Below are 21112 nucleotides of genomic sequence, written 5' to 3'. Positions count from 1 at the left end.
ATCGCCCGGGATCTTCATCCTGCCGTGGGTGGTCGCAACCTCCATCTCCGGAACCCTGTCCCCCAGGAGGGGGATCCCCTGTCCTGCTTCTTCTATATGGTGTGTCATTCGAAAATCTCCTCTCTTCTTTCTTATCTGCGGCTTTCAATTTATATTTTGTGGACATGTGATTGTCACGGCCACGATCCAGATTGAAAAGACCTTCAATTCTTTATTGGAAATAAGCTTATTTAAGATTAATTATCACCTAGTAATCACCATGGCAGAGGATCTGGATTCATCGATAATCAAGACGTTACGCAACAGTGGATATAGGGCCACTCCCCAGAGAATAGCCATCAGCAGATATATCCTCGGCAATCATGAACACCCCACAGCACAGAAGGCATATCTCGAGGTCAAGAAGACACATCCAACAGTCAGCCTGGCGACGATTTATAATACAATTAAAATTTTAAAAGAAACTGGTCTTATTCTCGAATTGAACCTGGATCAGGGTGAGACGAGATTTGATCCCGTTACCGAGCCTCATGCGCACCTGCTCTGCCTGCGATGCGGCGGCATCAGCGATTGGATGGACCCGATCATGCCAAAATTGATAGATAAAGTCTCTGCTGATGCAAATTTTACTGTAACTGGATCGATCTTCGAGTTGAAGGGCATCTGTGAAGGCTGCGCTAAAAAAGGAGATGGCTCAGAATCAAAGTGAAATGGGTGGCGGAGGCGCAAGCTCTGCCCACCACCGCGCCACCCCGCCAGTTAAGGAGTTCGTCGCGTTTAACTCAGCCGGACCAGCCAAACGTCCCTCCCCTCGGCCCCAAAGGACTCGGTTAAGCCGGTGAAAGCATAGCCACCATCGTCGGTTTCGACGACCGCTCCCGCCTCGTCGTGGCCAGTCCCGCCGAGGGTCATCTCCCGGAGGAGGCTGCCGTCGGAGCCGGTCTTTATGATCAGGGCGTCGGCATCGCCTCCATCGGTGCCGTCAGTATAACCTGCGATGATGAACCCGAGATCCTCGGTCTCAAGGACCGAGAGGCCGAGCTGGTCTCCGGCACCTCCAAACCTGTTGTTCCAGACCTCGTTTCCGAGAGCGTCCGTCTTCAGGAGCCATAGGTTCTTTCCAAGGCCACCGAAGGCCTGCCGGCTCCCCACCAGGATGTAGCCGCCGTCGGCCGTCTCCCGAGCGCAGAACCCCTCGTCGTCCCCGGTCCCGCCGTAGGTCCTCTCCCAGACCTGCTCTCCATTCTGATCGACCTTCAAGAGCCAGAGATCAGACCCGTCCTCCTCCGTCTCCGTCGTCCCCGCGATTATGTAGCCGCCGTCCCCCGTCACCTGGACCGAGCTGCCCCGATCGGCATCAGATCGGTTGAACCTCTTGGTCCAGACCTCTTCGCCTTCGGAGTCGAACTTCAGCAGGAGGAGGTCGCATCTCCCCTCTGCCTCCGAGGCACCCACAGCGACGTACCCACCGTCGCTGGCCATATCGACGTCAAAGCCCTCCTCGGAGCTGCTCGCCTCACCAAAGGTCCTGGCCCAGGTCTCGTTTCCGTCGGAGTCGACCTTCATCAGAAGAAGCTCCTGGTCGGGGTCGCTGATGGTGGTGGTTACTATGACGTAATCGCCATCGTCATACTCATAGAACCCGTAGCCTCCATCCCAGCCGGTCCTGTTAAGCTCCTCCCTCCAGACCGCCCCTCCCTCGGGGTTCAATCTCAAAAGAAGGACCTGGTAGCACTCCGGCGCTATGAGGAGGCTGCCGCCGTCCTCCAGCTCCAGGACTCTGTAGCCGCCTTCCGTCCCGGAGAGCTCGAACTCGACGCTCCAGATCTCGAAGCCCTCTGAGTCGACCTCCGCCAGGACGGCACCATCTCCTTCGGGGGCGATAAGGATCTGTCCACCATCGCTCAGATTTACGACTTCGTAGCTGCCCTCCCACACAGAGAGATCAAACTCGGCGGTCCAAGCCTCCTCTCCGTCGGGGTCGATCTTCGCCAGCCCGGCCCTGCCGAGGCCGGGATCCGCGAAGATGTATCCGCCGTCTGCGAGCCTCTGGACCGAGTAGCCCTCCATCTTCGAGAGGCCGATGGCTACGCTAGTCTCGTTGCCGTCGGATCCGGTCTTAGTTATCAGGACCTTCTCATCCCCAGCCAGAATGGCGTTGTAGAGCTCTGATCGATCTATGGTGATGGTGCCGTCCTCGTTCAGCTCACGGTCGACCGGCTCGGATATATCGAAGGTCTTCTTCCAGGCCTCGGACCCGTCAGATTCCGTTTTGATCAGCTGGAGGCTCTTCTTCTCCTCGGAGTTGACTATATCCGCCGCTATGCGGCTGCCGTCCTCCATCTCCAAGGAGGCGGCTCCTCCGAGCTCCGAGCTCCATATCTCCGATCCGCTAACGTCCGTCAGTCGGACTGTGCCCTTCTGGTCGACGACGATCTTTCCGCCGTCGCTTGTGGCACAGATCCAATATCCGCTGATCTCGGATAGCATTACGGTCTCGTTCCAGATCTCGTTCCAGTCCGAATCCATCCTCGTCAGCCGGAGATCGCGGCCAGACTCCCTCTCTATGCTGACCGTCAGGACGTAACCTCCATCGGCCGTCTCCTTCAGATCCGGCTCGCCAAAGGTCGCCTCTTCAGCCACGTCTTCGAGCTCGTAAGCCCCGACGTCGCTGCCCGCTTTCAAGATGGAGGCGTAGCGATCGGAGACCTGTGCAGAGCCCGCTATGACGTAACCTCCATCATCCGTCTCAAGGATGGCGTTCCCTTCTGCCCCGTTAGATGGATTGAAGGAGGCGTTCCAAATCTCGGTGCCGTTCGAGTCGGTCTTTATGAGGAGAACGCTGCTCTTCCCAGCATCGCCAGCTGTAGACCCGGCTATCACGTACCCGCCTTCGATGGCCAAAATGTCCTTGCCTTCGTCTCCGCCTGCGCCACCAAAGGTGAGGTTCCATTCCTCGGTCGGCGATTGGCCCATCGTCGTTATAGGGCATAAAATGAGGCAGATCGCCGCCAATTTCAAAAACAAATTTGAAATCATCGTCCACTGGTTATACTTATTATAATGTAAATATTCTTCGATATCATAATAGATACAATTTTATAAAAATTCGGAGGATCTGGGATTTCCTTATAAAACTGATTTAATTCATAGTTGCCTATTTAGCGAACTCAAATTTAATGAAGCCCTAAAACGTCTTGAGGAGATCAGTAGATCTCCTCGAGGTCCTCGATGTAGGCGAAGGCGTCGTCGAGCTGCTTTTTGGCCCTCGTCTTTCTGCTCTTCTCGTCCTGGATCGCCTGGGCGGCCTGGGCGTAGAGCATCTCCAAGTCCGGGACCTGCCCCAGGGTGAAGACCGAGAGGACCTTTGGTCTCCCCTTCTTTATCACGATCCCCTTGAATACCTGGCCGATCTTGGTCGAGAGCTTCTCGACGGACTTTGTGATCTCGTCGACGTCGAGAGAGTCCCTCGACCCCTGGATGATGATCATCGCCCTCGCGGCGTCCTCGTAGACGTCGGCGGGGTAGAGGAGGCCGCCGGGCTTGAGGCTACCCTCGATCGTCGAGGTGAGGGAGGTCGTCTTCTTGTCCGACTCGTAAAAGCCGAGGGTTCCCATCCCCAGGCCACCCCTCATCACGGTCTTGAAGTCGCCGAGGTCGGTGACCGAGAGCATCTCGCTGTCCAGGGACTCGATGAGGAAGAGGATCCGCTCCGCCACCATGTCGTTGATCTTGTCGTAGGCGGTCTTGATGTCGCCGCTCAGCCTCTTTAAGTACTGGTTGTCCACCAGGATTATGCCGTCGGACTGGACCTCCATGATGTCCCTCATGCTGAAGGCGGCGTTCTGCAGGTATATCGAACCCTCCTCCCGGAAGGGGAGGACCATCACCGCGACCACGTTTATGTTCTTGTAGCGCTCCTTAAGCTCGTGGATTATGAGGGGGGCGAAGGAGGACCCGGTTCCACCGGAGGCCGACGTCATCACAAAGGCGATCTCGAAGTCTCCCCTCTTCTCGATCTCCTCCATGATCATCTCCCGGTTGTCCCAGAACCCCTGCTTTCCTATGCTCCGGTTGGCACCCACCCCGTGGAGGTTGGGGACGTGAAGCCTGTCTTTGGCGGCGGTGAACTTCAGCTCCTTGAGGTCGTTTACGGCGGTGTTGATGGCGAGGGTCTCGACCCTGCTGGGGAACTTCTGCCTAGAATAGTATTTGGAGAGCTTGGAGGACCCGCCGAAGGACTCCCTATTGACGGCGTCGAGTATCCTGTTCCCACACTGGCCGATTCCAAGCATTAGTACGTTCAACATAGATCTCAGTCCAGACGTCTTTAAATGCCGACGGCGTTCAATGGTCTCCATACGGCGTTTCGGAAGGGCTTTCTGAAGGCGTTTCGTTCGCCCTTCTCGAGGCCCTTTCAGCTCGTTTTATCCGATCTACCCCAGACTCCGACTTAATATTTATATTCTTTGTACCTTCTGAAGAGCCAGACCCCCATTATGACCACGGGCACCACCGGCAGGTAGTAGATGTACTTGTGCTCCCTCTCCAGGACGGCGATCTCGAAGGTCGTATCTGCCTGCATCATCTCCCCGTCGCCCTGGTATCTGGCCACAAGGCCTACGGTATGAGCTCCGCTCTCTGACCCCCTGACGGTCGCAGAGTAGCTCTCGGCTCCCCCCGGCGGGATCTCAAAGAAGCTCTCGTCGAGGCTCCCTTTTACGATCTTTAGCCCCTCTCCTCCGGATCTGAGATCCGACTCCACCTCCACCCGGTAAGCGCTGGCATCTCCCTGGTTCTCGACGGTGACGTTGATTGCCCCCTCGCTGCCGTGCTCGATTGCAGCTGGCGGATCGACCTTTACAACCAGATCGGGCTTCCTCTTGGGTCTGATCTCGATCTTGATCGATGGAGAGCTTCCAGTGTATATAGTCGACTTGGAGTCTGCGTACCTCGCCACCGTCGCCGGGATCTTCACCTCTCCCTCCGTGGCCGCCACCATCGAGTAGATGGCGATGTCGGACTCGCCGGGTTGGAGCTGGTTTTTGATCTTGGGGGGATATCCGGCCAGGTACCTGAACTGGGGCAGAGGTGGCGAGTCCTGGACGGTCACGTCCCGGGCGGTGTCGTTTCCGGTGTTCTTCAAGGTGATGGTCACCTTCACCTCGTCTCCGACGCTGACCTCTGCCCTGTCCACCGTCGTCTCAACGTCGAGCTTCGGCAGGCTCCTGGGGGCCAGAGCCCTCTCGGTCACGTACTTTTGAGGGTACCCGTAATCCGTCCGATACTCCGCCCTCATCCTGACCGTATCCTCGTCGAAGATATCGATCACCGTCAGGGTCAGGCCGCCGTGCGATGCGCCCTCGTCGAAGTTCGCGTCCCTGTGGTCTTCCATCACCCTCCAGTCTTCAAACTCGCTGACCCTCTTCCAGACCTTGACTTCTATCAACCCGTCCATGATCGATACGACGCTTATCAGCTCCACCCTGTAGTCACCGATCTTGACCCCTTCGCCCACCCTGAAGGAGAACTGCCGAGAGGTAATCTCGCTGTCCTCTTTGTCCTCATCGTTGGAGGCCGCAGCCGCCATAGGCGCCGAGAGGACCGACGACGCCAGGATCGCGAGCATCACCAGATAGATCAGACGCATTCCCACTCACCGAAGTTGGATCTGAGTAGTAGTAAACGATCGATATAACATTTATGATCTCCACGGCATCAGACGATCAATATAACGTTTATGGTCGAACTAGGTCGGACGACCGAGGCGACATTCGGCGATCTCACCGATCAAAAATCACACCTCAATCTCGAGGCTGAAGTCTATCCACCGTGCCGATCGGGTGAGGGCGCCCATCGATACGACGTCCACCCCCGCGGCGGCGTACTCGGTGACGTTTCCGGGAGTTACCCCCCCCGAGGCCTCCAGAAGGAGCCGGTCCCTCAGCCCCTCTCTTTTGAGACGCTCGACGCCCTCCCGGATCCTCTCGGGCGGCATGTTGTCGAACATTATTATATCTGCCCCCAGGGATGCCGCCTTCAGCATATCCTCCAGGCTCTCCACCTCCACCTCGATCTTCTTGGTGAAGCTGGCCCGCTCTTTGGCGGCGCGAAGCGCCTCCTCCAGGCCCATCAACTTCAGGTGGTTGTCCTTGATGATGACGGAGCTTGAGAGGTCGAACCGGTGGGGATCGCCCCCTCCAACCACCACCGCCCTCTTCTCGAAGGATCGGAAGCCCGGTGTTGTCTTCCGGGTGGATGCGACCCTGACCTTTCCAGCCCTTCCGACACATTCGCGGGTCAGGGTCGATATCCCGCTCATCCTGCTCACGAAGTTCAACACCAGCCTCTCAGCCTGGAGGATGGCCCTCGCCCGGCCCCTGATCACCAGGACCCTCGAGCCAGCGTCGACGCGGTCTCCCTCCCCGACGAGCCGCTCTCCCTCAAGCCCGAAATAGTTCAGGATCTCGTCCGCCTCTTCCAGGCCCGAAACGACGCACTCCTCCTTCGCAAAGATCGCAGCTTTTGCGCTTATTTCTGGAACGATGGTGCTCGAATCGTCCCATTCCCCCAGGTCTTCCTGCACGAACCGCTCCAGCAGAGATGATAGCATACCGCAAAAGTTTTGTCCTCCCATCGATTTATAGGCTGCGATGGTTCTGAAAATAGGGCTGGTTGGCTGCGGCGCGATCGGGACCGAGATCGCAAAGGCGATAGACCGCGGCGATATCGCGGCGGAGCTGGTGGCGGTCTTCGATCGAAATGAGGAGAGGGCGCGAGAGCTGGTGAGGCGTCTTGAGATTCGTCCCGAGATATCGGGCCTGGAGGGTCTTGTGGAGCTCTCCGAGGTGGTGGTGGAGGCGGCGTCTCAGAGGTCGGTTCCCGAGGTGGCGAGGGCGGCTCTGGAGAGGGGGAGGGACCTCATGATCATGAGCGTCGGCGCCCTCCTGGATGGAGATCTATATCGGATGGTGGCGGATTTAGCAAAAGAAAACGGATGCAAGGTCTACCTCCCCTCGGGGGCGATATCCGGCCTTGACGGGCTGAAGTCCGCCAGCGCGGGGAAGATCGAGCTGGTCACCCTCACCACCACCAAGAACCCGAAGGGGTTTTCGGGTGCGCCTTACATCGAAGATATGCAGATCGACCTGGCCGCGATCACCGAGCCCGCCGTGATCTTCGAGGGGCCCGCCGAGGAGGCCGTTTCGGCCTTTCCGGCCAACGTCAACGTTGCCGCGACATTGAGCCTCGCCGCCCGGGGGGCGAGGGTGATGGTCAGAATAGTGGCGGACCCCGAGATCGACGTCAACGTCCACCAGATCTCGGCCGAAGGGGACTTCGGACGGATCACCACCAAAGTCGAGAACTTGCCGTCCCCCCAAAACCCCAAGACCAGCTATCTGGCCGCCCTCTCGGCCATCGCCACTCTGCGATCGATTGCGGAGCCGATCAAGATCGGAACCTAGATCCACCACTTTTCGGGCTCTTCCCTCCCTATCACTATGATCTCGTCCTCTATCTTGTAAGGGAGATCTTCTTCGGGCTCGTAGGTGGCGTAGCGGGCGAGGTCGCCCCAGGCCGCCTCGAGGTCGATCACCATCTCGGCGGGTTGCATCAGGGGTCGCCAGTCGACGGTGCAGCTGCTCCCTTTCGGTATCCAGTAGGGGTCCTCACCGATGCCGTCGCCGTCTCTATCCCGGCCGCGGTAGTCGTCGTAGTAGTTGCCGACGGTGGCGTTCCAGAAGTTGTGGCTTGCGTTGTCGTAGCCTGTTATGAGGTTTCGCCTGAAGTTGTTCTTGTAGACGAGGTTGTTCTCGTTCTTGTCCAGCCGGATGCCGTTGCTGTTCTCGGACATTTCGTTAGAGAGTATCAGGTTGAACCGGCAGCCTCTGGTCAGATCCAGGCCGTTGAGGTTCTCCTCCAGGACGTTTCCGGCCACCAGGTTGTAGGTGCTGTTCTCCTGGATGCTTATCCCGATCCCCAGGAGGTTCAGCTCTCCCCCTCCGGTCTTTCGGGCGAGGTTGTTCAGGATCGAGTTGTTCGACCCCGAGGCGATGACCATGCCGTAGTAGACGTTCCGATCTGCTCTGTTCTCCCGGATCTCGCAGAGGGAGGAGTTCCAGAGGAAGAGGCCCTGCCAATTTTCGACGAACTCGTTGCCCTCGACGACGGCGCATGATGACCCCTTCAGCATCATCCCCACCCCTGAGTTCCCGACAGCCTCGTTCTCCCGGATGAAGATCTCTTCGCAGCCTTCGAGATAGGCACCGTATTTATCGCACCCCTGGAAGGTGCATCCCTCAACCTTTCCGCCGTCACAGCCCTGAATCGATAGGCCGCTGTTGCATCTCGCAAACGACGAGTTTTGGATGGTGAAGTTTCGAGCATCTTTGAGCAGGATCCCCACCTCCGATCCCATCACTGCCATATCCTCGATGACCACGTCGTCGCCGTCGACGAGAACTCCGGAGTTGGGCTGGTTGAGGGTGGTCTGGGCCCTCTGGCTCGAGAGTTCCATGTAGTATCTGAATTTGTCGTCCTGGTTCCTCGGCACCCCCTCCACCTCAAAGCCTCGGAGCACGACCCCGTGCGCCCTGATGGTGATCGCCGGCTCTTGGATCCGGGCCTGGGCCGAAGGGTAGCCGACCCCCTGGATGATGAGGGGTTTGTCGACGGTGAACGGCTCGTAATCGCCGGCGCGGACGATCACCGTATCTCCGGGCCTCGCCCTCGCGATCGCCTCCTGAACGTCGCCGGAGGCAGAGATCGCCTCGCAAAAGGCCGTCCCTGTCAGAGCGAGGATCAAGATCAGAATAGATATCAGAGCTCGGGCTGGTCTCGACCAGCCTCCTCTCTCCGAAGCGCTGCGAATAGAGGCGGTCTCAATGTCTGAAGTGGCGCATGCCCGTAAAGACCATGGCCATGCCGTGTTCGTTTGCAGCTTCGATCACCTCAGCGTCCCTGATGGAGCCGCCGGGATGGACGACGGCGGTCGCCCCGGCCTCGCTGGTTCTGTCCAGGCCGTCCCTGAAGGGGAAGAAGGAGTCGGTGGCGGCTACGGTTCCTTTGGTATCCAGGCCGTGCTCCTCGGCCTTCTCGGCCCCGAATCTGGCCGAGTCCACCCGGGAGACCTGGCCCGAGCCGATCCCGATCGTCTGGTTTGCGGTGGCGTAGACGAGGGCGTTGGACTTGACATACTTGGCCACCTTCCAGGCGAACCGCAGGGCCATCGTCTCGGAGGGGGTGGGCCCTCTCTCCGTCACCACCTTCCAGTCCAGTATATCTCCGGTGTCGTAGTCCTGGACCAGAAGGCCGCCGAAGACGCTTTTGGACTGGCGGCCCCGGTAAAGCCTGTCAGGCTCCGTGAGAAGCTCGCTCACGTCCAGGATGCGCCGGTTCCGCTTCTCCTGGAGAATCTCGAGCGCCTCGGGATCGTAGCCTGGCGCCAGCAGGACCTCGATGAAATGGTCGCGCATAGCCTCAGCAAGCCCCGCGTCCACCGGCTCGGAGAAGCCGATCACTCCGCCAAAGGCGCTCTTGGGATCGGTGGCCAGGGCCCTCTTGTAGGCCTCCGCATTATTCTGGCCGTAGGCCGCGCCGCAGGGGTTTGCGTGCTTAACGATCACGGCCAGGGTCCGGTCTTCTCGGGCGCCGTCGTACTCCATCAAGTCGATCAGCATCTCCAGGGTCGCCTCTGCGTCGACGACGTTGTTGTAGGACATCTCCTTTCCGCAGACCTTTGGGGCCCGGTGGAGGCCGAGCCCGTCGGGCCTCTGATATAAAGAGGCCTTCTGGTGCCAGTTCTCCCCGTATCTGAGGTCCTGCACCTTCTCGTAGGTCTGAACCAGATAGCGAGGGCTCTCGCCTGAGAGAGCCGAAAGCCTCTCCGCCTCCCTCGATATGCACCAATAAGCCGCCTCGGAGGCCAGCTCTCTTCTAGTCTCCTCGGCTAGGGTCCCCCCCGTCTCCATCTCCTCGAGAAGCCTCCCGAATCGATCCGGACCGATCAGGACACAGCAGCCGTTATTCGCAGCCACCCCGACGATAGCCGATCCGAACGGTTTTGAGCTGAAGTTTTGATCGCAGAGGACGAGGCGGTCAGGTCCACCCCACCCGCCACCCTCAGCCGAGGCCGCCTCCCTCAGGATCTCGGCGGCGTTGGATCTGACGACCTCGATCCCCCTCCGCTCCAGGTCGCAGAGAAGTTCGCTCACCTCTGAAGACTCATCAGCCAGGACGACAACTTGCCTAATCTGCATGAAAACCTCTTCCGTCATGGTCTTCAGGTTATTTTAATATTGCCCCCCTTCTTGCGATTTTGGTTAGAAGGATGCGAATTTTGTCTTTCCTCTCCGAAAAAGGAGCAAAGCTTTAAGTCGCCCCGGAGGCGTTTCCCATTTATGAACTGCCCCGATCTGATCCGGGACGCCATCGACCCCCACCCCCGGGGAGTTCTCATAAGGTTCGATGTGACGCCGGCTTCGATCAGGCTCGTCGTCCCCTCGGGCTACAACCCATGGCGAAGGTCCGTCGAGGCGAAGCTCACCGAGAGGCCGACGAAGGGGAAGGCCAATCACCAGCTCGAGGAGGCCCTGGCCGACCTCTTCGGGATCGGCGCCGAGATGGTATCTGTGACGGCTGGAATGAAGAGCTCCCGAAAGGTCGTCCTGATCTTGGGAGTCGATCCGGACGAGGCCGAGAGGCGGCTTTGCGAGCTGACAAAGAGAGGAGAAAGCCAGATCATATGAGCAGAAGTGGCAGAGGCGGCCGGAAGGGCCGCGAGCCGAGGGGAAGAAGGCCGAGCCTGGATCCCGACTCTCTGGAGGATCTGGTCGCATCCCTCGTCGAGGCCTCGGAGGCGGGCGCGGCGATGATCGTGGAGGGTGAGAGAGATGAGCGGTCCCTTCGGGAGCTGGGGGTCGAGGGGCCGGTCGTCAGGGCGGCCCGGAGGCCCGCGCTGGATGTAGCCGAGGAGGCGGCCCGGGATTACAGAGACGTCGTAGTCCTCACCGATTGGGATCGGGCCGGAGAGGAGCTGGCGAGAAGGATGGAGCAACACCTTCAGCCCACCAGGGCCAGGGTCGACCTCGATACCAGAGAGCGGCTGAAGCGGATGGTTCGCCGCGAGATAAAAGATGTAGAGAGCCTCAGCAGGTTCGTCGAGCGGGTGAGGTGGGAGAGATGCCCAAAAGAGTTGCCGTAACCGGGCCCCCGGGCCGGGCTGGTGAAGTAGGTTCTCGACCGGCTGGACTGCCGGGTGGGCGGGGTTCTGGCCCGGGAGGTTCGGCGCGGCAAAGAGAGAGCCCCTCGAATCCGATGAGCCGATGCTCATCTCGCTCATCTGAAGTCCCGGAACCCCATCGCGAGGAGGCCAGAGAGGATTTCCGGCTCTCCGCCGTCGCCGAGAAGAACGGGGACAACCTCACCGAGGAGACCTCCCGCAACCGAAAGCGGTCCTGACGCTTCCGCCTCAGATGGCGCCGTGGATCTCCTCTAGCTTGGTGATCTTCTGGATCTCCTCTTTTAGGGCCGGCGGCAATCCCTTGATCTCGACGTCAAGAAAGCCCCTCACGATGACGCTGGTGGCCTCGTCGGTGGAGAGGCCCCTGGCCATCAGGTACTCCAGCTCCTCCTGGGAGATCTTTCCGACCGCCGCCTCGTGGGACATGTCCAGGCCTCCGCACCAGCCGTCCAGCTCAGGGATGGAGTAGATCCTCCCCTTCTCCGTTAGGATCAATCCGACACACTCCAGGTGAGCCCTTATATCGGGGACTTTGCCCACCATGCGGGCTCGGTTGATGATCTCGCCGCCGGTGGATACGACCCTTGATATCGACTCGGCGTTGGTCCGGGGCGCCGAGAGGATGGTCTGGTTTCCGATATCGATCTTGCCCCTGCGGGCGTACATGATGGTGTTGAAGCTGGCGACCGCCCCCTCCCCAGCCAGGGTGGCGGTGGGGAAGGCCTGGAGGCTCTTGACGGGGGTGAGGGTGATGTAGTTCTCGGAGATGGACCCTCCCGCCTCCACGCGGCTTGCGCCCCGAGGTCTCACCTCCACCTCCTCGCCCCAGTTGTGGACCATGGTGAAGGTGACGTGGGCGTTCTTCTGGACGTAGACCTCGGAGACCCCCAGGTGGAGACCCCGTCCAGCGTGGGAGGGGGTGGTGCAGCCGGTGATGATGTGAAGCTGTGACCCCTCCTCGGCGATGACGACGTTGTGAACCCTCTGGCGCTTGTTTTTGCCGCCCATATAGAGGCAGGTCTTGAGGGGGAAGACGGTCTTGGTGCCGGGCTTGGCCCGGACGAAGTAGCCCGCCGGAGGGTGCATCCCCACGTCGGCGGTGTACTTGTCGGTGTCGATGGGGACGAGCTTCCAGAGGTAGTCTTCAAGGTAGCTGTGCTCTTTGATGGCTGAGGCGATGTCCATCACCTCGATCCCCTCCATGCTGGCGGCCTTGTGGACCGCCGACTGGTCCACCTGGAAGTAGTCTCCCGCCGTCTCGCCCGAGAGGCTCACCCCGGCGCTGAGGGCCGCGGTCTGGACGTCTGCGGGGAGCATCTCCAGGGCCTCGATCTCGCCGAACTCCTCGGACTCGGAGTCGTAGCTCTCGATATCGATATCCGTCCCCAGCGCGGCCTTCTTATCGGCGGCCTTCTTAGCCTTCTCTTCTAGACGGGACATAGACATGCAGCACACCCCTCGTATCCGTTGACCTTGATCTGTTCCAGGATCTCCTTCGGGCTTCCCGAGCAGACGATGGTGCCGTCGATCATCACGTGGGCCTTGTCCGCCGACATGTAGTCGAGGATGTGGCCGAAGTGGGTGATGATCACCCCGGACCTGGTCCGGGCGCTCGGCTTCTTGTCCTTCTCGGTGAGGGTGTTGATCGCCCGGCCGATCACCTTGATGTTCTCCAGGTCCACCCCCGAATCGGGCTCGTCGAGCATCACGAAGTCCGGTTCCTGAGCCAGGAGCTGGACCATCTCCGACCTCTTCACCTCGCCTCCGGAGAAGCCCTTGTTCACCTCCCGGTCGGCGAAATCCTCGAAGTCGAGGTCCGCCAGGATCTTCTCGGCGTCCGCCTGGGGGTTACAGAGCTTGATCATATCCGCGACCTTCAGCCCTCTGATGGTGGGAGGATGCTGGAAGGCTATCCCTATCCCGAGCTTCGCCCGCTCGTACACGGGCATGGAGGTTATATCCACGCCCTTGAACCTGATCGTCCCTCTATCCACCACGTACCGCGGGATTCCCGCTATGGTGCTGAGCAGAGTGGTCTTGCCGCAGCCGTTGGGGCCGAAGAGGGCGTGGGTCTCGCCCTCCCCCACCTTCATGTTCACCCCCTTGAGGACCTGCTTATCCCCTATGCTCACCCAGAGATCTTCAACCTGTAACGTCAGACCGCCTCCTGCCAACGAATCATCATAACCTTCACAATTCTCGCCTGAGATAATTGGCGTTGTCACTAATAACGTCTTCCCTTTCGGCGGTGGGATCTCGTTAGAATGTGATATTCCGGCTTTTCGGGCTCCTCATAATCGCCCAAGTCCTCAATCCATAGGAAAGCCATATACCGTTGCAGATCTAACCCTCGCCCATGATCAGGGGAAAGGCATGGGTATTCGGGGACGACGTGGACACCGACGTCATCATCCCCGGCCCCTACCTCAGGACCAAGAACATCAGGGAGCTGGCCCTCCACGCCATGGAGGGGCTGGACCCGGAGTTCGCGAAGAAGGTCTCGCCCGGCGACGTGATCGTGGCCGGCAAGAACTTCGGCTGCGGCTCCTCTCGGGAGCAGGCGCCTCTGGCCCTCCGGGAGGCGGGGGTGGCCTGCGTGGTGGCTAAATCCTTCGCCCGGATATTCTACAGGAACGCCATCAACGTCGGCCTTGCGGTGATGGAGGCAGACGTCTCGTGCCGGGAGGGGGAGGTGGTGGAGGTGGACCTCTCGAGGGGAACGGTGACCGCAGGAGAGAGGACTTTTTCGGGGACGAGGCTCCCGGAGTTCCTTCTTGCGATCCTCCAGGACGGGGGGCTCGTAGCACATCGCAGAAAGGAGAAGGAAGGAGCGCTTTGATATTTCCTGAAGACTACAAGTACGTGGGATCTGCCAGCGAGGCGAGGCCCGGCGACCCCATCTACTTCTCCACAAAATACCTGATCCACTTCGGAGACGAGATCACCATCTACGCGGTGGAGGCGGAGCCGGGGAGGGGGTTCATGCGACCCGTTAAGTCGATGGAGCAGATCGCCAGCGGGGACTCGATCCTGGAGTATCAGGAGAAGATCGACACCCGGAACCGGACCAATCTGATCGAGCTCTCTCACGAACTATGCAAAGACGGCGTGAATACGGTGATCTTCCAGGGCCCCGACGAGCACCTCACCTTCGTCCACCAGCCGGACCTCTCAGCCATCACCGAGATCGAGATCTTGGACGTAGTCCCCCCCGAGCCGTCCTGGCTCGCGTACGTCATCGGGAACCTGGAGCGGGCCGGAGTCCTCGGAGATCTGGCCTTGAAGTTCAGGACTAGGGTCCTCGACCTCCGGGGCTTCGAGGGCGACGACGTCTACTTCCCCTGCACCGCCTCGGGTCTGGGAAGGTCTCTGGACTCGGATAAGGTCGAGATCGACGATCCCCTGATCGTCGGCTGCGAGGTCTCCCGAGAGGTCTATAGAGATATGTACCCGGGAAAAGAGCATCGATTTTTTAACACCTGCCCTCTCTCCAACGATCACCTGGCGCCGAAGGGTCCCTTCATAACGCGGTGCTGCAGATCCGAGAGGAGCGGGATCACCATCTTGCGGGGCCACACTGGCGTCGTGGTCCACTGGGGGGACGGGGCCCCAAAGATAGCGGAGGCGATAAGATCTCTTGCAGAGGAGCTGAAAAGAGGGTAGCTCTGGTCAGGGGGGACGGCGTCGGGCCGGAGGTGATCGACGCCGCTCTTGCCGTCCTCGAGGCGGCGGGGGCGGATCTGGAGTTCGTCCCCGTGGAGCTGGGCTACGGCCGGTGGAAGAGGACGGGCAAGGCGATGGCCGAGGAGGACCTGGAGCTGATAAAGAGCTGCCATTGTGTATTATTCGGCGCGGTCACTACACCTCCGGATCCCGATTACAGAAGCGTCCTTCTGGCCCTGAGAAAGGGGCTGGACCTCTACGCCAACATCAGGCCCTTCTCGGCGCCGGGGCTCGACTTCGTCATCGTGAGGGAGAACACCGAGGGGATGTACTCGGGGGTCGAGAGGCTGGACCAGGAGGAGGCCACGACATTGAGGGTGATCACCAGCCGGGGCTCTCTCCGGATCGCTGAGAGGGCCTGCGCCATCGCCTCCAAGAGAGAGAAGCTCGCGATCGTCCACAAGTCCAACGTCCTCAAGAGCGACACCCTCTTCTTGCGGATCTGCGAGGAGACGGCCCGTCGATGGGGCGTCCCCTTCGAGAACATGCTCGTCGACGCCGCCGCCTACAACCTGGTCATAAACCCCAAAAGGTTCGACGTGATCGTGACCACGAACCTCTTCGGCGACATCCTCAGCGACGAGGCCGCAGGGGTGGTCGGGGGCTTGGGCCTCTGCCCCAGCGCGAACCTCGGCGATAATTACGCCCTCTTCGAGCCGATCCACGGCTCGGCCCCGGACATCGCGGGACGGGGGATCGCAAACCCGGTGGGCGCCATCAGGAGCGCAGCGATGATGCTGGATTGGCTCGGGGAGGCCGGAAAGGCCAGGATGATCGAGGAGGCGGTGGAGTGGGCCCTCGGCCAGGGAGTCAGAACGCCGGACTTGGGCGGGAGCTGCTCTACAGAAGAGGTGGCAGAGGCGGTATCGAATAGGCTGGCCTGGTCTGATTGATCGAAATCTTTTTCACCAGGAAGTCCCCTTCGCCACCTGAATGTCAGACGAGAAGGTTCAGACCCGCAAAAACAAAGTCAACGGCCGAAAGGGTGAGCTGGCCGGAAAGCTGGGCGATATGAACGTGAACATCACCGCCCCCAAGTTCAACTACAAGGATTACCTCAGGGTTCTCAAGCTGGCGAGAAAGCCCACCCGGGAGGAGTTTCTGATGATCTCCAAGATCTCCATCCTGGGGATCGCCCTGATAGGGATGCTGGGGTTCATCATCTACGTCTTCCTCACGGAGCTCCCCAAGGCGGTCTGAGCAAAAAAAAACGGTTTTCTATGGGGCCATCCGGCCCCGCCCTCTCAGCCTTCAGCCCAGCTCGCTCAGCCCTCTCAGGGTGGCGCCGAACTCCGACTCGACGATGCTCGATACGCCCATCGTCTTGGGGTGGAGGTCGATCTCCACCAACACGTGCTGATGTCCCAGCTCCCGGAGGGGCCGGACCTGGCGCGGTCCGTTGGTGATCGAGAAGATCTCCATCCCCTCGAGCGCGTCGATCGGTATCGCGTGGGGAACGCCGGATATGACGGCGAAGTCGTAGCCGTCGTCTTCAGCCAGCCATCTCGCCACCTTGTCCCCGGCGATGGGGTACTCGTCGAGGCCGCCGATGATCCCGTCGATGGCGATCCCCCTCTCGAGAAGCCCCGAAAGGATGTTCTTTGCGTCCTGCCTCACCTTCGCCAGCCCCTTGTTCTGGTCGAGGTTTGCAAGAGTCGTCACCTCGGCGCCCCGGGCCTTGGCCACCTGGGCCACGGCGGCGTTGATGTCGGCGAACATGTAGGCCGTCTCCTTCTTGGCGTTGAGAATGTTCAACCCTCTATTCCCCTCGGCCATCAGATCGAGGAGCCTTTCCGTTGCCTTGTACTTGATATCGCCCCTCTCGGGGGCCAGATACTCCTGGCTTGCGGCGCCGAAGAGCCTCTCAACCTCCGTCGCCTTCTCCAGGAGGAACTTCTGCCGATCGAACTCCTCGCGGTCGATTATCCCCTTCTCCAGGGCCGCCTCCAGGGTGATGACGACCCCCTTGGTGTTGTCCCGGTAGCCGGCGTGGACCTCCACCTCGATGACGGGGACGTCGAGATCGGCGTCGACGACGGACTGGTGGAGGTCTTCTCCGATGATCATGCTGCTGCAGGTCCCCACGACGCCCATCAGCTTCGGGTCGAAGAGCTCCTTCGCCCTCCGGAGGAGGCCCGTGAGCTGCTCCTGGCCACCGAAGACGAAGCCAGCCTCGTCGAGGGCGGTGGTGAGGGTGCGAACGCCGTCCTCCTCCAGGAGGCGGGCGTGCTTGAAGCAGCAGCCGCTGGGACCGTGCATTATGACGACGTCGACGCCCAAATCTCTCAAAGTATAAAGGGCGGCCACGATCGAGCTCGGCCTTGGGTGCAGTATCTGAACTTCGCTTGCCATCAATAAAATCACCTGAAACATTTAACGCATGAAACTAACCTATCGCCCCTCTCCAGCCCCGCCTTGGCCAGGGCGATGCCAGAATCGAGATCCGGGGCAGCGTGGGCCGAGAGGCCGGGCGCGTGCGGCGCGAGCCTCTTTCCCACCAAGACGAGAAGGTTGATCTCCCGGCGCCGGCGGGCGATGATCTCGATCAGGGCAGGCACGTCCATACCCTCACAGACCGTCTCCGCCTCCTCGCCGACGACGAGGGCGAGCCTTCCGCCGCCTCCATTGCGGTCCAGGGCCGCCTCCACCCCCGAGGCCTGAAGGCCGGAGTTGGAGTTGTCGAGCAGCAAAATTCCGCCCTCCCGGACGTTCTTCATCCTGCCGCCGAGCCCATCGAAACCCTCCAGGGCGGAGGCGATCTCGTGAAGGCTTAAACCCGCCGCCAGGGCTGCGGCCGCGGCTCCGGAGATGGGGGCCACGTAGCTCTCGGGATCGAGGCCCTCACCGAGATCGATGGGCACCACCTCCTCTCCTGCCAAGATCTCCCTCTCCGTGGCCCGGACCTGGCTCCTCGGCCCCGGACCGAAGGTCAAGTCGGCGGAGATCCTGACATCCTCGCTCGCGATCAGTTTCGAGCTCTTCTTCGACAGAGTGATCATCTGGAGCTTGGCGGTGCTGGCCCAGAGGGCCCCTCCCGCCACCAGGTAGTCTTTTGCAAAGCTGGTCAGAACTCCGAAGTCGGCGAGCCCCGTCCCTCCCAGAGATACCTCGCAGATCAGGTCGCAGGCTTTCGCCTCCTCGGCTGCGTCGAAGGCCCGGATCACGTTGGCGGGGGTGATGCTGAGCCCCGAAGCGACGATCTCTCCTCTCCCCCTCCTCCAGACCTCGATCCCCCTGGTGGTGTGGGACACCACCTTTCCCCGGGCCGAGAGGATCTGGGCCAAGATGAGGGCCGTGGTCGTCTTTCCCCTCGTCCCCGTCACCTCGAAGGTCCGAAATTCCCGAACGCCCGCCAGGAGATCGCCGACGGCCTGATGGTGGGTGATCACCCTTTTTCCTAGCCTCTTCGCCTCTCTTTGGGCCGGGTTGCCGGGTGGAAGGTGGATGGGGGCGACGACGAGGTCATAGTCCGAGACGTCGGGGGCGCTGTGGTAGACCTCGAGGGCGGCGGCCTCTATCCCCTCCGCCCTCATCCGCTCTGCGATCGGCTCGGCGCCGTGGATGGTGTCGAGGACCGCAACCAGAGGGGCTACTTCAGAGCTTCCGTCGCTCTCCGGTAGGCGAGGGATGCGATGCATTCGTCCACGCCCAGGGGCTCTGCGCACCTGATCTCCACCTCATCTCCGTTAAGCCTGCAGTTGCCCCTTCGCAAGGCGGGGTCGATAGAGAGCTCGGTTGGTATATCCTCCAGGGTGTGGACTCCGTGGGCGAGGAAGATGGGGAGGGCGACGATCGTCTTGACCTTCGATCCCGTGAAGCTCTCAAGACCGGTGGCGATGTTCGGCTCGTCCATATTCAGAAAGGCGATCCTGACGGGGCCGTCGTGGTTTTTGCCGATCAGCTCCGCGCACTTTTCCACCATCTCTTTGTTGTACGGCTTGGTGCTGCCGTGTCCGAGGACAAGAATCCCTACATCATCTGCCATAAGTCTCACCGATATTACGTTTTTACATAATTGTATTAACCAAATGGGATTAATAACTAATAAATCCTTTCCCGACATAAAGCGGCCCGGCGCTCCTCCAGACCATCTCAGTCGATGGTCAAGCTCCGAGCTTCGGGCGGGCGCCGGATCAATTGGGATAAGTCGATATGAGCCGCATAGCGTATCTCCTGGTCACAGTTCTCTTAGTTATGCAGACTGCGATCGGAGCCGAGATCTTCATGTCGACGCGAGAATGCCTCACCTTCGCCGACAATCTGACCCTGGTGGTGATGGACGTGGAGCCGGGCGCGGGCGCGGGCGTCGTCTGGCTGGAGCTCAGAGACGAGGACGTCCCCCTCAAGTCCTCGATCCTGAAGACGGGGGAGAGCTTCGCCTATGAGGAGAGGGGGGCGGGGCTGAACCTGACCGTCACCAGGATCTACGTCGGGGGCGAGAGGGATCTTGTGGAGCTGGATATCGAGTCCGGCGAGGTTCTGGAGAGGTCCTCCCAGGATCATCCCGCCGATTCAGATCGGGGCCGTGAATTACAAGCCCGGAAGGCCGGCTCCTCCCTCCTCAACTGGGGGCTCGCCACCGTCCTCGTCATCGTCCTGGCGGCCTGGGTCTATTTCGGGGCGAGGTCGAGGTGAGCCCTCAAGAATTAGGTCAGCTCTTTCCCGATGGGTGACGATGAGATGACCTGGTCGGGACGAGCTGGCTATCGGGCAGGCCGCTGAGCTGATCTCCGAGACGAAGTGGAACGATGCGGTGAGGGCCGCAAAAGAGGTTAAGATAACGCGCGGCTTTGAGCTCATCTCTTGAATATCGCGGAAAAGCTGGCCCAAGAGATGAACTGAGGATCATTTTTCTGGTGGTCTGCAAAGACTTATATAGTGGCAAACTTCTACCTTCTATTGCGTTAAGCTGTTCTGTTTTATGGTTTTTCGCAAAGGATGGTGCAAAGTTTGTACGGCGATAATAGAGGCTCTTTTGGTGCCAGCGGGTTTGGTCCCTCTGCGCCAGTCGAGGCCGGAAAGGAATACGAAGTTGAGATCGAGGACATATCAAGGCAGGGAGATGGCATCGCCAGAGTCGAGGGTTTTGTCATCTTCGTCCCTGAGACCGGAGTCGGCGATAAGGCCACCATAATGGTCGACAAGGTTATGCAAAGGTTCGCAATAGCCCACAAGGTCTGAAATCGTCATCTGGCTTAAACGTCTTTTGTGGCCGGCGCAGCGGTTTTGCTGCGCTCGACCGCTTTACAATGAAGCTGCCCTTTTCTATCGCCCCGATCAGCTCGATCTCTTGAGATGGGGACCTTTCCTTTGGAGATCTTGCGCTCTGTCGGAGGCAAGACGGACGGGGTTAAGAAGAGAACTGGCAGAGCCGGGAGCGGATTTATCGGCTCCGCAGGCTTTTGACCCTCTCGCTCTTTTTGCTCGGCTATGGGGCCGTGAAGGGACGGATAGCATGAAGGGAACAAAATATTTAAAATTATGGAGATATAAATATGGACAAGACGGAAAACCACAGCTCAATCGCGGGATCGAATCTGGACAGCACCCTCAAAGATGCAGCGGAGGGCTACGGTGATCTGATGGCCATATCGGTCGTCCACAACGTGAGCGTGAAATCCCTCCGGTCCAGATTGAAGGAGTTGGAGATGGAAAGGGTGAGAGAACGTCAGCGGGAAAGAGAGATTGAACTAAAGGGTGACCTGATATGAGCATCGATCTGGATGGAGATCTGACGACCGGCGAGAATGGCGTCGTAGATGAGATCGCTGAAAGGATCAGGTGGACCCCCCAGGGATGGCCTGTGCCTCAAGGCCTTGAGGACGGCCGAGTTCTTCAGAGCTGTTACTCATGGCTCGCATGGCAGGATCTTCCTCTTGCGATGGTGCCCAAGGACGATTCCGAGTTCGACGAGTTCGTATCCTCGAACATCTTCCTTGCGATCAGCTTCGACGGCAGAGACCTCAAATCTCTTGGTTTCGTCACCAGAGATCGGGTTGAAGCTTTAGGTCGGAGACCGAACGTGACCTTCGTCCCCGCCGCCTTTGGGGCAGAAAAAATGCTCTTGCGGCTGAAGGCCTTCAACTTCTAGCCGCCCCCTCTCCGACCGATCGACGACGATCTCACAGAAAGGGCAGCGTGTCCCTT

The 21112-nt window shown here is 59.8% G+C and carries 24 protein-coding genes; 13 read left to right on the top strand and 11 right to left on the bottom strand.

Annotated elements, in window-relative coordinates; all coding sequences use genetic code 11:
• Positions 1-259 precede the first annotated feature (259 nt).
• Complete coding sequence (locus ACP5EL_RS03740) at positions 260-709, top strand: Fur family transcriptional regulator (protein WP_428401120.1); 450 nt, start codon at positions 260-262, stop codon at positions 707-709.
• A gap of 68 nt (positions 710-777) precedes the next feature.
• Here the strand turns inward: ACP5EL_RS03740 and ACP5EL_RS03735 are convergent, their stop codons facing one another.
• The 4 genes from ACP5EL_RS03735 to nadC form a co-directional block, all read right to left on the bottom strand.
• Positions 778-2976, bottom strand: coding sequence for a hypothetical protein (locus tag ACP5EL_RS03735; protein WP_428401119.1), 2199 nt, complete (start codon positions 2974-2976; stop codon positions 778-780).
• 230 nt (positions 2977-3206) lie between these two features.
• On the bottom strand, positions 3207-4310 hold the full coding sequence (locus ACP5EL_RS03730) for a cell division protein FtsZ (protein ID WP_428401118.1): 1104 nt from the start codon (positions 4308-4310) through the stop codon (positions 3207-3209).
• Between the two features lie 143 nt (positions 4311-4453).
• Complete coding sequence (locus tag ACP5EL_RS03725; protein WP_428401117.1) at positions 4454-5650, bottom strand: COG1361 S-layer family protein; 1197 nt, start codon at positions 5648-5650, stop codon at positions 4454-4456.
• Positions 5651-5797: 147 nt separating this feature from the next.
• Positions 5798-6613, bottom strand: coding sequence for a carboxylating nicotinate-nucleotide diphosphorylase (gene nadC, locus ACP5EL_RS03720; protein ID WP_428401116.1), 816 nt, complete (start codon positions 6611-6613; stop codon positions 5798-5800).
• 40 nt (positions 6614-6653) lie between these two features.
• Between nadC and ACP5EL_RS03715 the strand changes: the two genes are divergently transcribed.
• On the top strand, positions 6654-7466 hold the full coding sequence (locus tag ACP5EL_RS03715) for an aspartate dehydrogenase (protein WP_428401115.1): 813 nt from the start codon (positions 6654-6656) through the stop codon (positions 7464-7466).
• Here ACP5EL_RS03715 and ACP5EL_RS03710 read toward each other — a convergent pair.
• Both ACP5EL_RS03710 and purH read right to left on the bottom strand, forming a co-directional pair.
• Positions 7463-8806 carry a right-handed parallel beta-helix repeat-containing protein gene (locus ACP5EL_RS03710; RefSeq protein WP_428401114.1) on the bottom strand — a complete coding sequence of 448 codons (1344 nt, stop codon included), beginning with the start codon at positions 8804-8806 and terminating at the stop codon, positions 7463-7465. The genes ACP5EL_RS03715 and ACP5EL_RS03710 overlap by 4 nt on opposite strands.
• Positions 8807-8882: 76 nt before the next feature.
• Positions 8883-10259, bottom strand: coding sequence for a bifunctional phosphoribosylaminoimidazolecarboxamide formyltransferase/IMP cyclohydrolase (gene purH / locus ACP5EL_RS03705; RefSeq protein WP_428401113.1), 1377 nt, complete (start codon positions 10257-10259; stop codon positions 8883-8885).
• 141 nt (positions 10260-10400) lie between these two features.
• Here purH and ACP5EL_RS03700 point away from each other — a divergent pair, with 141 nt between their 5' ends.
• The 3 genes from ACP5EL_RS03700 (at position 10401) to ACP5EL_RS03690 (ending at position 11460) form a co-directional block, all read left to right on the top strand.
• On the top strand, positions 10401-10748 hold the full coding sequence (locus ACP5EL_RS03700; RefSeq protein WP_428401112.1) for a DUF167 domain-containing protein: 348 nt from the start codon (positions 10401-10403) through the stop codon (positions 10746-10748).
• Positions 10745-11203, top strand: a complete 459-nt coding sequence (locus ACP5EL_RS03695) for a toprim domain-containing protein (protein ID WP_428401110.1) — start codon at positions 10745-10747, stop codon at positions 11201-11203. Before ACP5EL_RS03700 ends, ACP5EL_RS03695 begins: the two co-directional genes overlap by 4 nt.
• Positions 11204-11316: 113 nt before the next feature.
• Positions 11317-11460, top strand: coding sequence for a hypothetical protein (locus tag ACP5EL_RS03690; protein ID WP_428401109.1), 144 nt, complete (start codon positions 11317-11319; stop codon positions 11458-11460).
• 10 nt (positions 11461-11470) lie between these two features.
• Here ACP5EL_RS03690 and ACP5EL_RS03685 read toward each other — a convergent pair whose 3' ends face one another.
• Together ACP5EL_RS03685 and ACP5EL_RS03680 are read right to left on the bottom strand one after the other, a co-directional pair.
• Complete coding sequence (locus ACP5EL_RS03685; RefSeq protein ID WP_428401108.1) at positions 11471-12688, bottom strand: SufB/SufD family protein; 1218 nt, start codon at positions 12686-12688, stop codon at positions 11471-11473.
• A complete protein-coding gene (locus ACP5EL_RS03680) occupies positions 12670-13374 on the bottom strand; it encodes an ABC transporter ATP-binding protein (RefSeq protein WP_428401107.1) in 705 nt (234 codons plus the stop codon). The genes ACP5EL_RS03685 and ACP5EL_RS03680 overlap by 19 nt, the downstream gene beginning before the upstream one ends.
• A 224-nt stretch (positions 13375-13598) precedes the next feature.
• On the opposite strand from ACP5EL_RS03680, the gene ACP5EL_RS03675 reads away from it, so the two are divergent.
• From ACP5EL_RS03675 to ACP5EL_RS03660, 4 genes are read left to right on the top strand one after another with little or no spacing between them, the layout of a single operon-like run.
• Complete coding sequence (locus tag ACP5EL_RS03675) at positions 13599-14081, top strand: 3-isopropylmalate dehydratase small subunit (RefSeq protein WP_428401106.1); 483 nt, start codon at positions 13599-13601, stop codon at positions 14079-14081.
• The gene (locus ACP5EL_RS03670) at positions 14078-14905 is read left to right on the top strand and encodes a DUF7714 family protein (protein ID WP_428401105.1); all 828 of its coding nucleotides are present in this window, start codon (positions 14078-14080) and stop codon (positions 14903-14905) included. Before ACP5EL_RS03675 ends, ACP5EL_RS03670 begins: the two co-directional genes overlap by 4 nt.
• Positions 14875-15858, top strand: coding sequence for an isocitrate/isopropylmalate dehydrogenase family protein (locus tag ACP5EL_RS03665; protein WP_428401121.1), 984 nt, complete (start codon positions 14875-14877; stop codon positions 15856-15858). The genes ACP5EL_RS03670 and ACP5EL_RS03665 overlap by 31 nt, the downstream gene beginning before the upstream one ends.
• A 40-nt stretch (positions 15859-15898) precedes the next feature.
• Positions 15899-16165, top strand: coding sequence for a protein translocase SEC61 complex subunit gamma (locus tag ACP5EL_RS03660; protein ID WP_428401104.1), 267 nt, complete (start codon positions 15899-15901; stop codon positions 16163-16165).
• A 51-nt stretch (positions 16166-16216) separates the two neighbouring features.
• Here ACP5EL_RS03660 and cfbD read toward each other — a convergent pair whose 3' ends face one another.
• From cfbD to cfbA, 3 genes are read right to left on the bottom strand one after another with little or no spacing between them, the layout of a single operon-like run.
• Positions 16217-17317, bottom strand: coding sequence for a Ni-sirohydrochlorin a,c-diamide reductive cyclase catalytic subunit (gene cfbD / locus ACP5EL_RS03655; protein ID WP_428401103.1), 1101 nt, complete (start codon positions 17315-17317; stop codon positions 16217-16219).
• An 8-nt stretch (positions 17318-17325) separates the two neighbouring features.
• Positions 17326-18603: a coenzyme F430 synthase gene (gene cfbE, locus ACP5EL_RS03650; RefSeq protein WP_428401102.1), complete on the bottom strand. Its 1278-nt coding sequence runs from the start codon at positions 18601-18603 to the stop codon at positions 17326-17328.
• Positions 18555-18950 carry a sirohydrochlorin nickelochelatase gene (cfbA, locus tag ACP5EL_RS03645; protein ID WP_428401101.1) on the bottom strand — a complete coding sequence of 132 codons (396 nt, stop codon included), beginning with the start codon at positions 18948-18950 and terminating at the stop codon, positions 18555-18557. The genes cfbE and cfbA overlap by 49 nt, the downstream gene beginning before the upstream one ends.
• A 209-nt stretch (positions 18951-19159) precedes the next feature.
• Here cfbA and ACP5EL_RS03640 point away from each other — a divergent pair, with 209 nt between their 5' ends.
• From ACP5EL_RS03640 to ACP5EL_RS03625, 4 genes are all read left to right on the top strand, one after another.
• Positions 19160-19600, top strand: a complete 441-nt coding sequence (locus ACP5EL_RS03640) for a hypothetical protein (RefSeq protein ID WP_428401100.1) — start codon at positions 19160-19162, stop codon at positions 19598-19600.
• A 303-nt stretch (positions 19601-19903) separates the two neighbouring features.
• Positions 19904-20146: a TRAM domain-containing protein gene (locus tag ACP5EL_RS03635; protein ID WP_428401099.1), complete on the top strand. Its 243-nt coding sequence runs from the start codon at positions 19904-19906 to the stop codon at positions 20144-20146.
• Between the two features lie 314 nt (positions 20147-20460).
• The gene (locus ACP5EL_RS03630; protein WP_428401098.1) at positions 20461-20676 is read left to right on the top strand and encodes a hypothetical protein; all 216 of its coding nucleotides are present in this window, start codon (positions 20461-20463) and stop codon (positions 20674-20676) included.
• Positions 20673-21056 carry a hypothetical protein gene (locus ACP5EL_RS03625; protein WP_428401097.1) on the top strand — a complete coding sequence of 128 codons (384 nt, stop codon included), beginning with the start codon at positions 20673-20675 and terminating at the stop codon, positions 21054-21056. Before ACP5EL_RS03630 ends, ACP5EL_RS03625 begins: the two co-directional genes overlap by 4 nt.
• Positions 21057-21112 lie beyond the last annotated feature (56 nt).

The sequence above is a fragment of the Methanocrinis sp. genome (assembly GCF_049974945.1).
Classification (GTDB): Archaea; Halobacteriota; Methanosarcinia; order Methanotrichales; family Methanotrichaceae; genus Methanocrinis.
Note: the sequence above shows the minus strand (reverse complement) of the source record. Positions and strands in the feature narration are given on the sequence as shown.

Bases quoted from the DNA above. Each gene is read 5' to 3' on its own strand.
- ACP5EL_RS03740 (WP_428401120.1), top strand. From the start codon at position 260: ATGGCAGAGGATCTGGATTCATCGATAATCAAGACGTTACGCAACAGT.
- ACP5EL_RS03735 (WP_428401119.1), bottom strand. From the start codon at position 2,976: ATGGGCCAATCGCCGACCGAGGAATGGAACCTCACCTTTGGTGGCGCA.
- ACP5EL_RS03730 (WP_428401118.1), bottom strand. From the start codon at position 4,310: ATGTTGAACGTACTAATGCTTGGAATCGGCCAGTGTGGGAACAGGATA.
- ACP5EL_RS03725 (WP_428401117.1), bottom strand. From the start codon at position 5,650: ATGCGTCTGATCTATCTGGTGATGCTCGCGATCCTGGCGTCGTCGGTC.
- nadC (WP_428401116.1), bottom strand. From the start codon at position 6,613: ATGCTATCATCTCTGCTGGAGCGGTTCGTGCAGGAAGACCTGGGGGAA.
- ACP5EL_RS03715 (WP_428401115.1), top strand. From the start codon at position 6,654: ATGGTTCTGAAAATAGGGCTGGTTGGCTGCGGCGCGATCGGGACCGAG.
- purH (WP_428401113.1), bottom strand. From the start codon at position 10,259: ATGCAGATTAGGCAAGTTGTCGTCCTGGCTGATGAGTCTTCAGAGGTG.
- ACP5EL_RS03700 (WP_428401112.1), top strand. From the start codon at position 10,401: ATGAACTGCCCCGATCTGATCCGGGACGCCATCGACCCCCACCCCCGG.
- ACP5EL_RS03695 (WP_428401110.1), top strand. From the start codon at position 10,745: ATGAGCAGAAGTGGCAGAGGCGGCCGGAAGGGCCGCGAGCCGAGGGGA.
- ACP5EL_RS03690 (WP_428401109.1), top strand. From the start codon at position 11,317: ATGAGCCGATGCTCATCTCGCTCATCTGAAGTCCCGGAACCCCATCGC.
- ACP5EL_RS03685 (WP_428401108.1), bottom strand. From the start codon at position 12,688: ATGTCTATGTCCCGTCTAGAAGAGAAGGCTAAGAAGGCCGCCGATAAG.
- ACP5EL_RS03675 (WP_428401106.1), top strand. From the start codon at position 13,599: ATGATCAGGGGAAAGGCATGGGTATTCGGGGACGACGTGGACACCGAC.
- ACP5EL_RS03660 (WP_428401104.1), top strand. From the start codon at position 15,899: ATGTCAGACGAGAAGGTTCAGACCCGCAAAAACAAAGTCAACGGCCGA.
- cfbD (WP_428401103.1), bottom strand. From the start codon at position 17,317: ATGGCAAGCGAAGTTCAGATACTGCACCCAAGGCCGAGCTCGATCGTG.
- cfbE (WP_428401102.1), bottom strand. From the start codon at position 18,603: ATGCATCGCATCCCTCGCCTACCGGAGAGCGACGGAAGCTCTGAAGTA.
- cfbA (WP_428401101.1), bottom strand. From the start codon at position 18,950: ATGGCAGATGATGTAGGGATTCTTGTCCTCGGACACGGCAGCACCAAG.
- ACP5EL_RS03640 (WP_428401100.1), top strand. From the start codon at position 19,160: ATGCAGACTGCGATCGGAGCCGAGATCTTCATGTCGACGCGAGAATGC.
- ACP5EL_RS03635 (WP_428401099.1), top strand. From the start codon at position 19,904: ATGGTGCAAAGTTTGTACGGCGATAATAGAGGCTCTTTTGGTGCCAGC.
- ACP5EL_RS03630 (WP_428401098.1), top strand. From the start codon at position 20,461: ATGGACAAGACGGAAAACCACAGCTCAATCGCGGGATCGAATCTGGAC.
- ACP5EL_RS03625 (WP_428401097.1), top strand. From the start codon at position 20,673: ATGAGCATCGATCTGGATGGAGATCTGACGACCGGCGAGAATGGCGTC.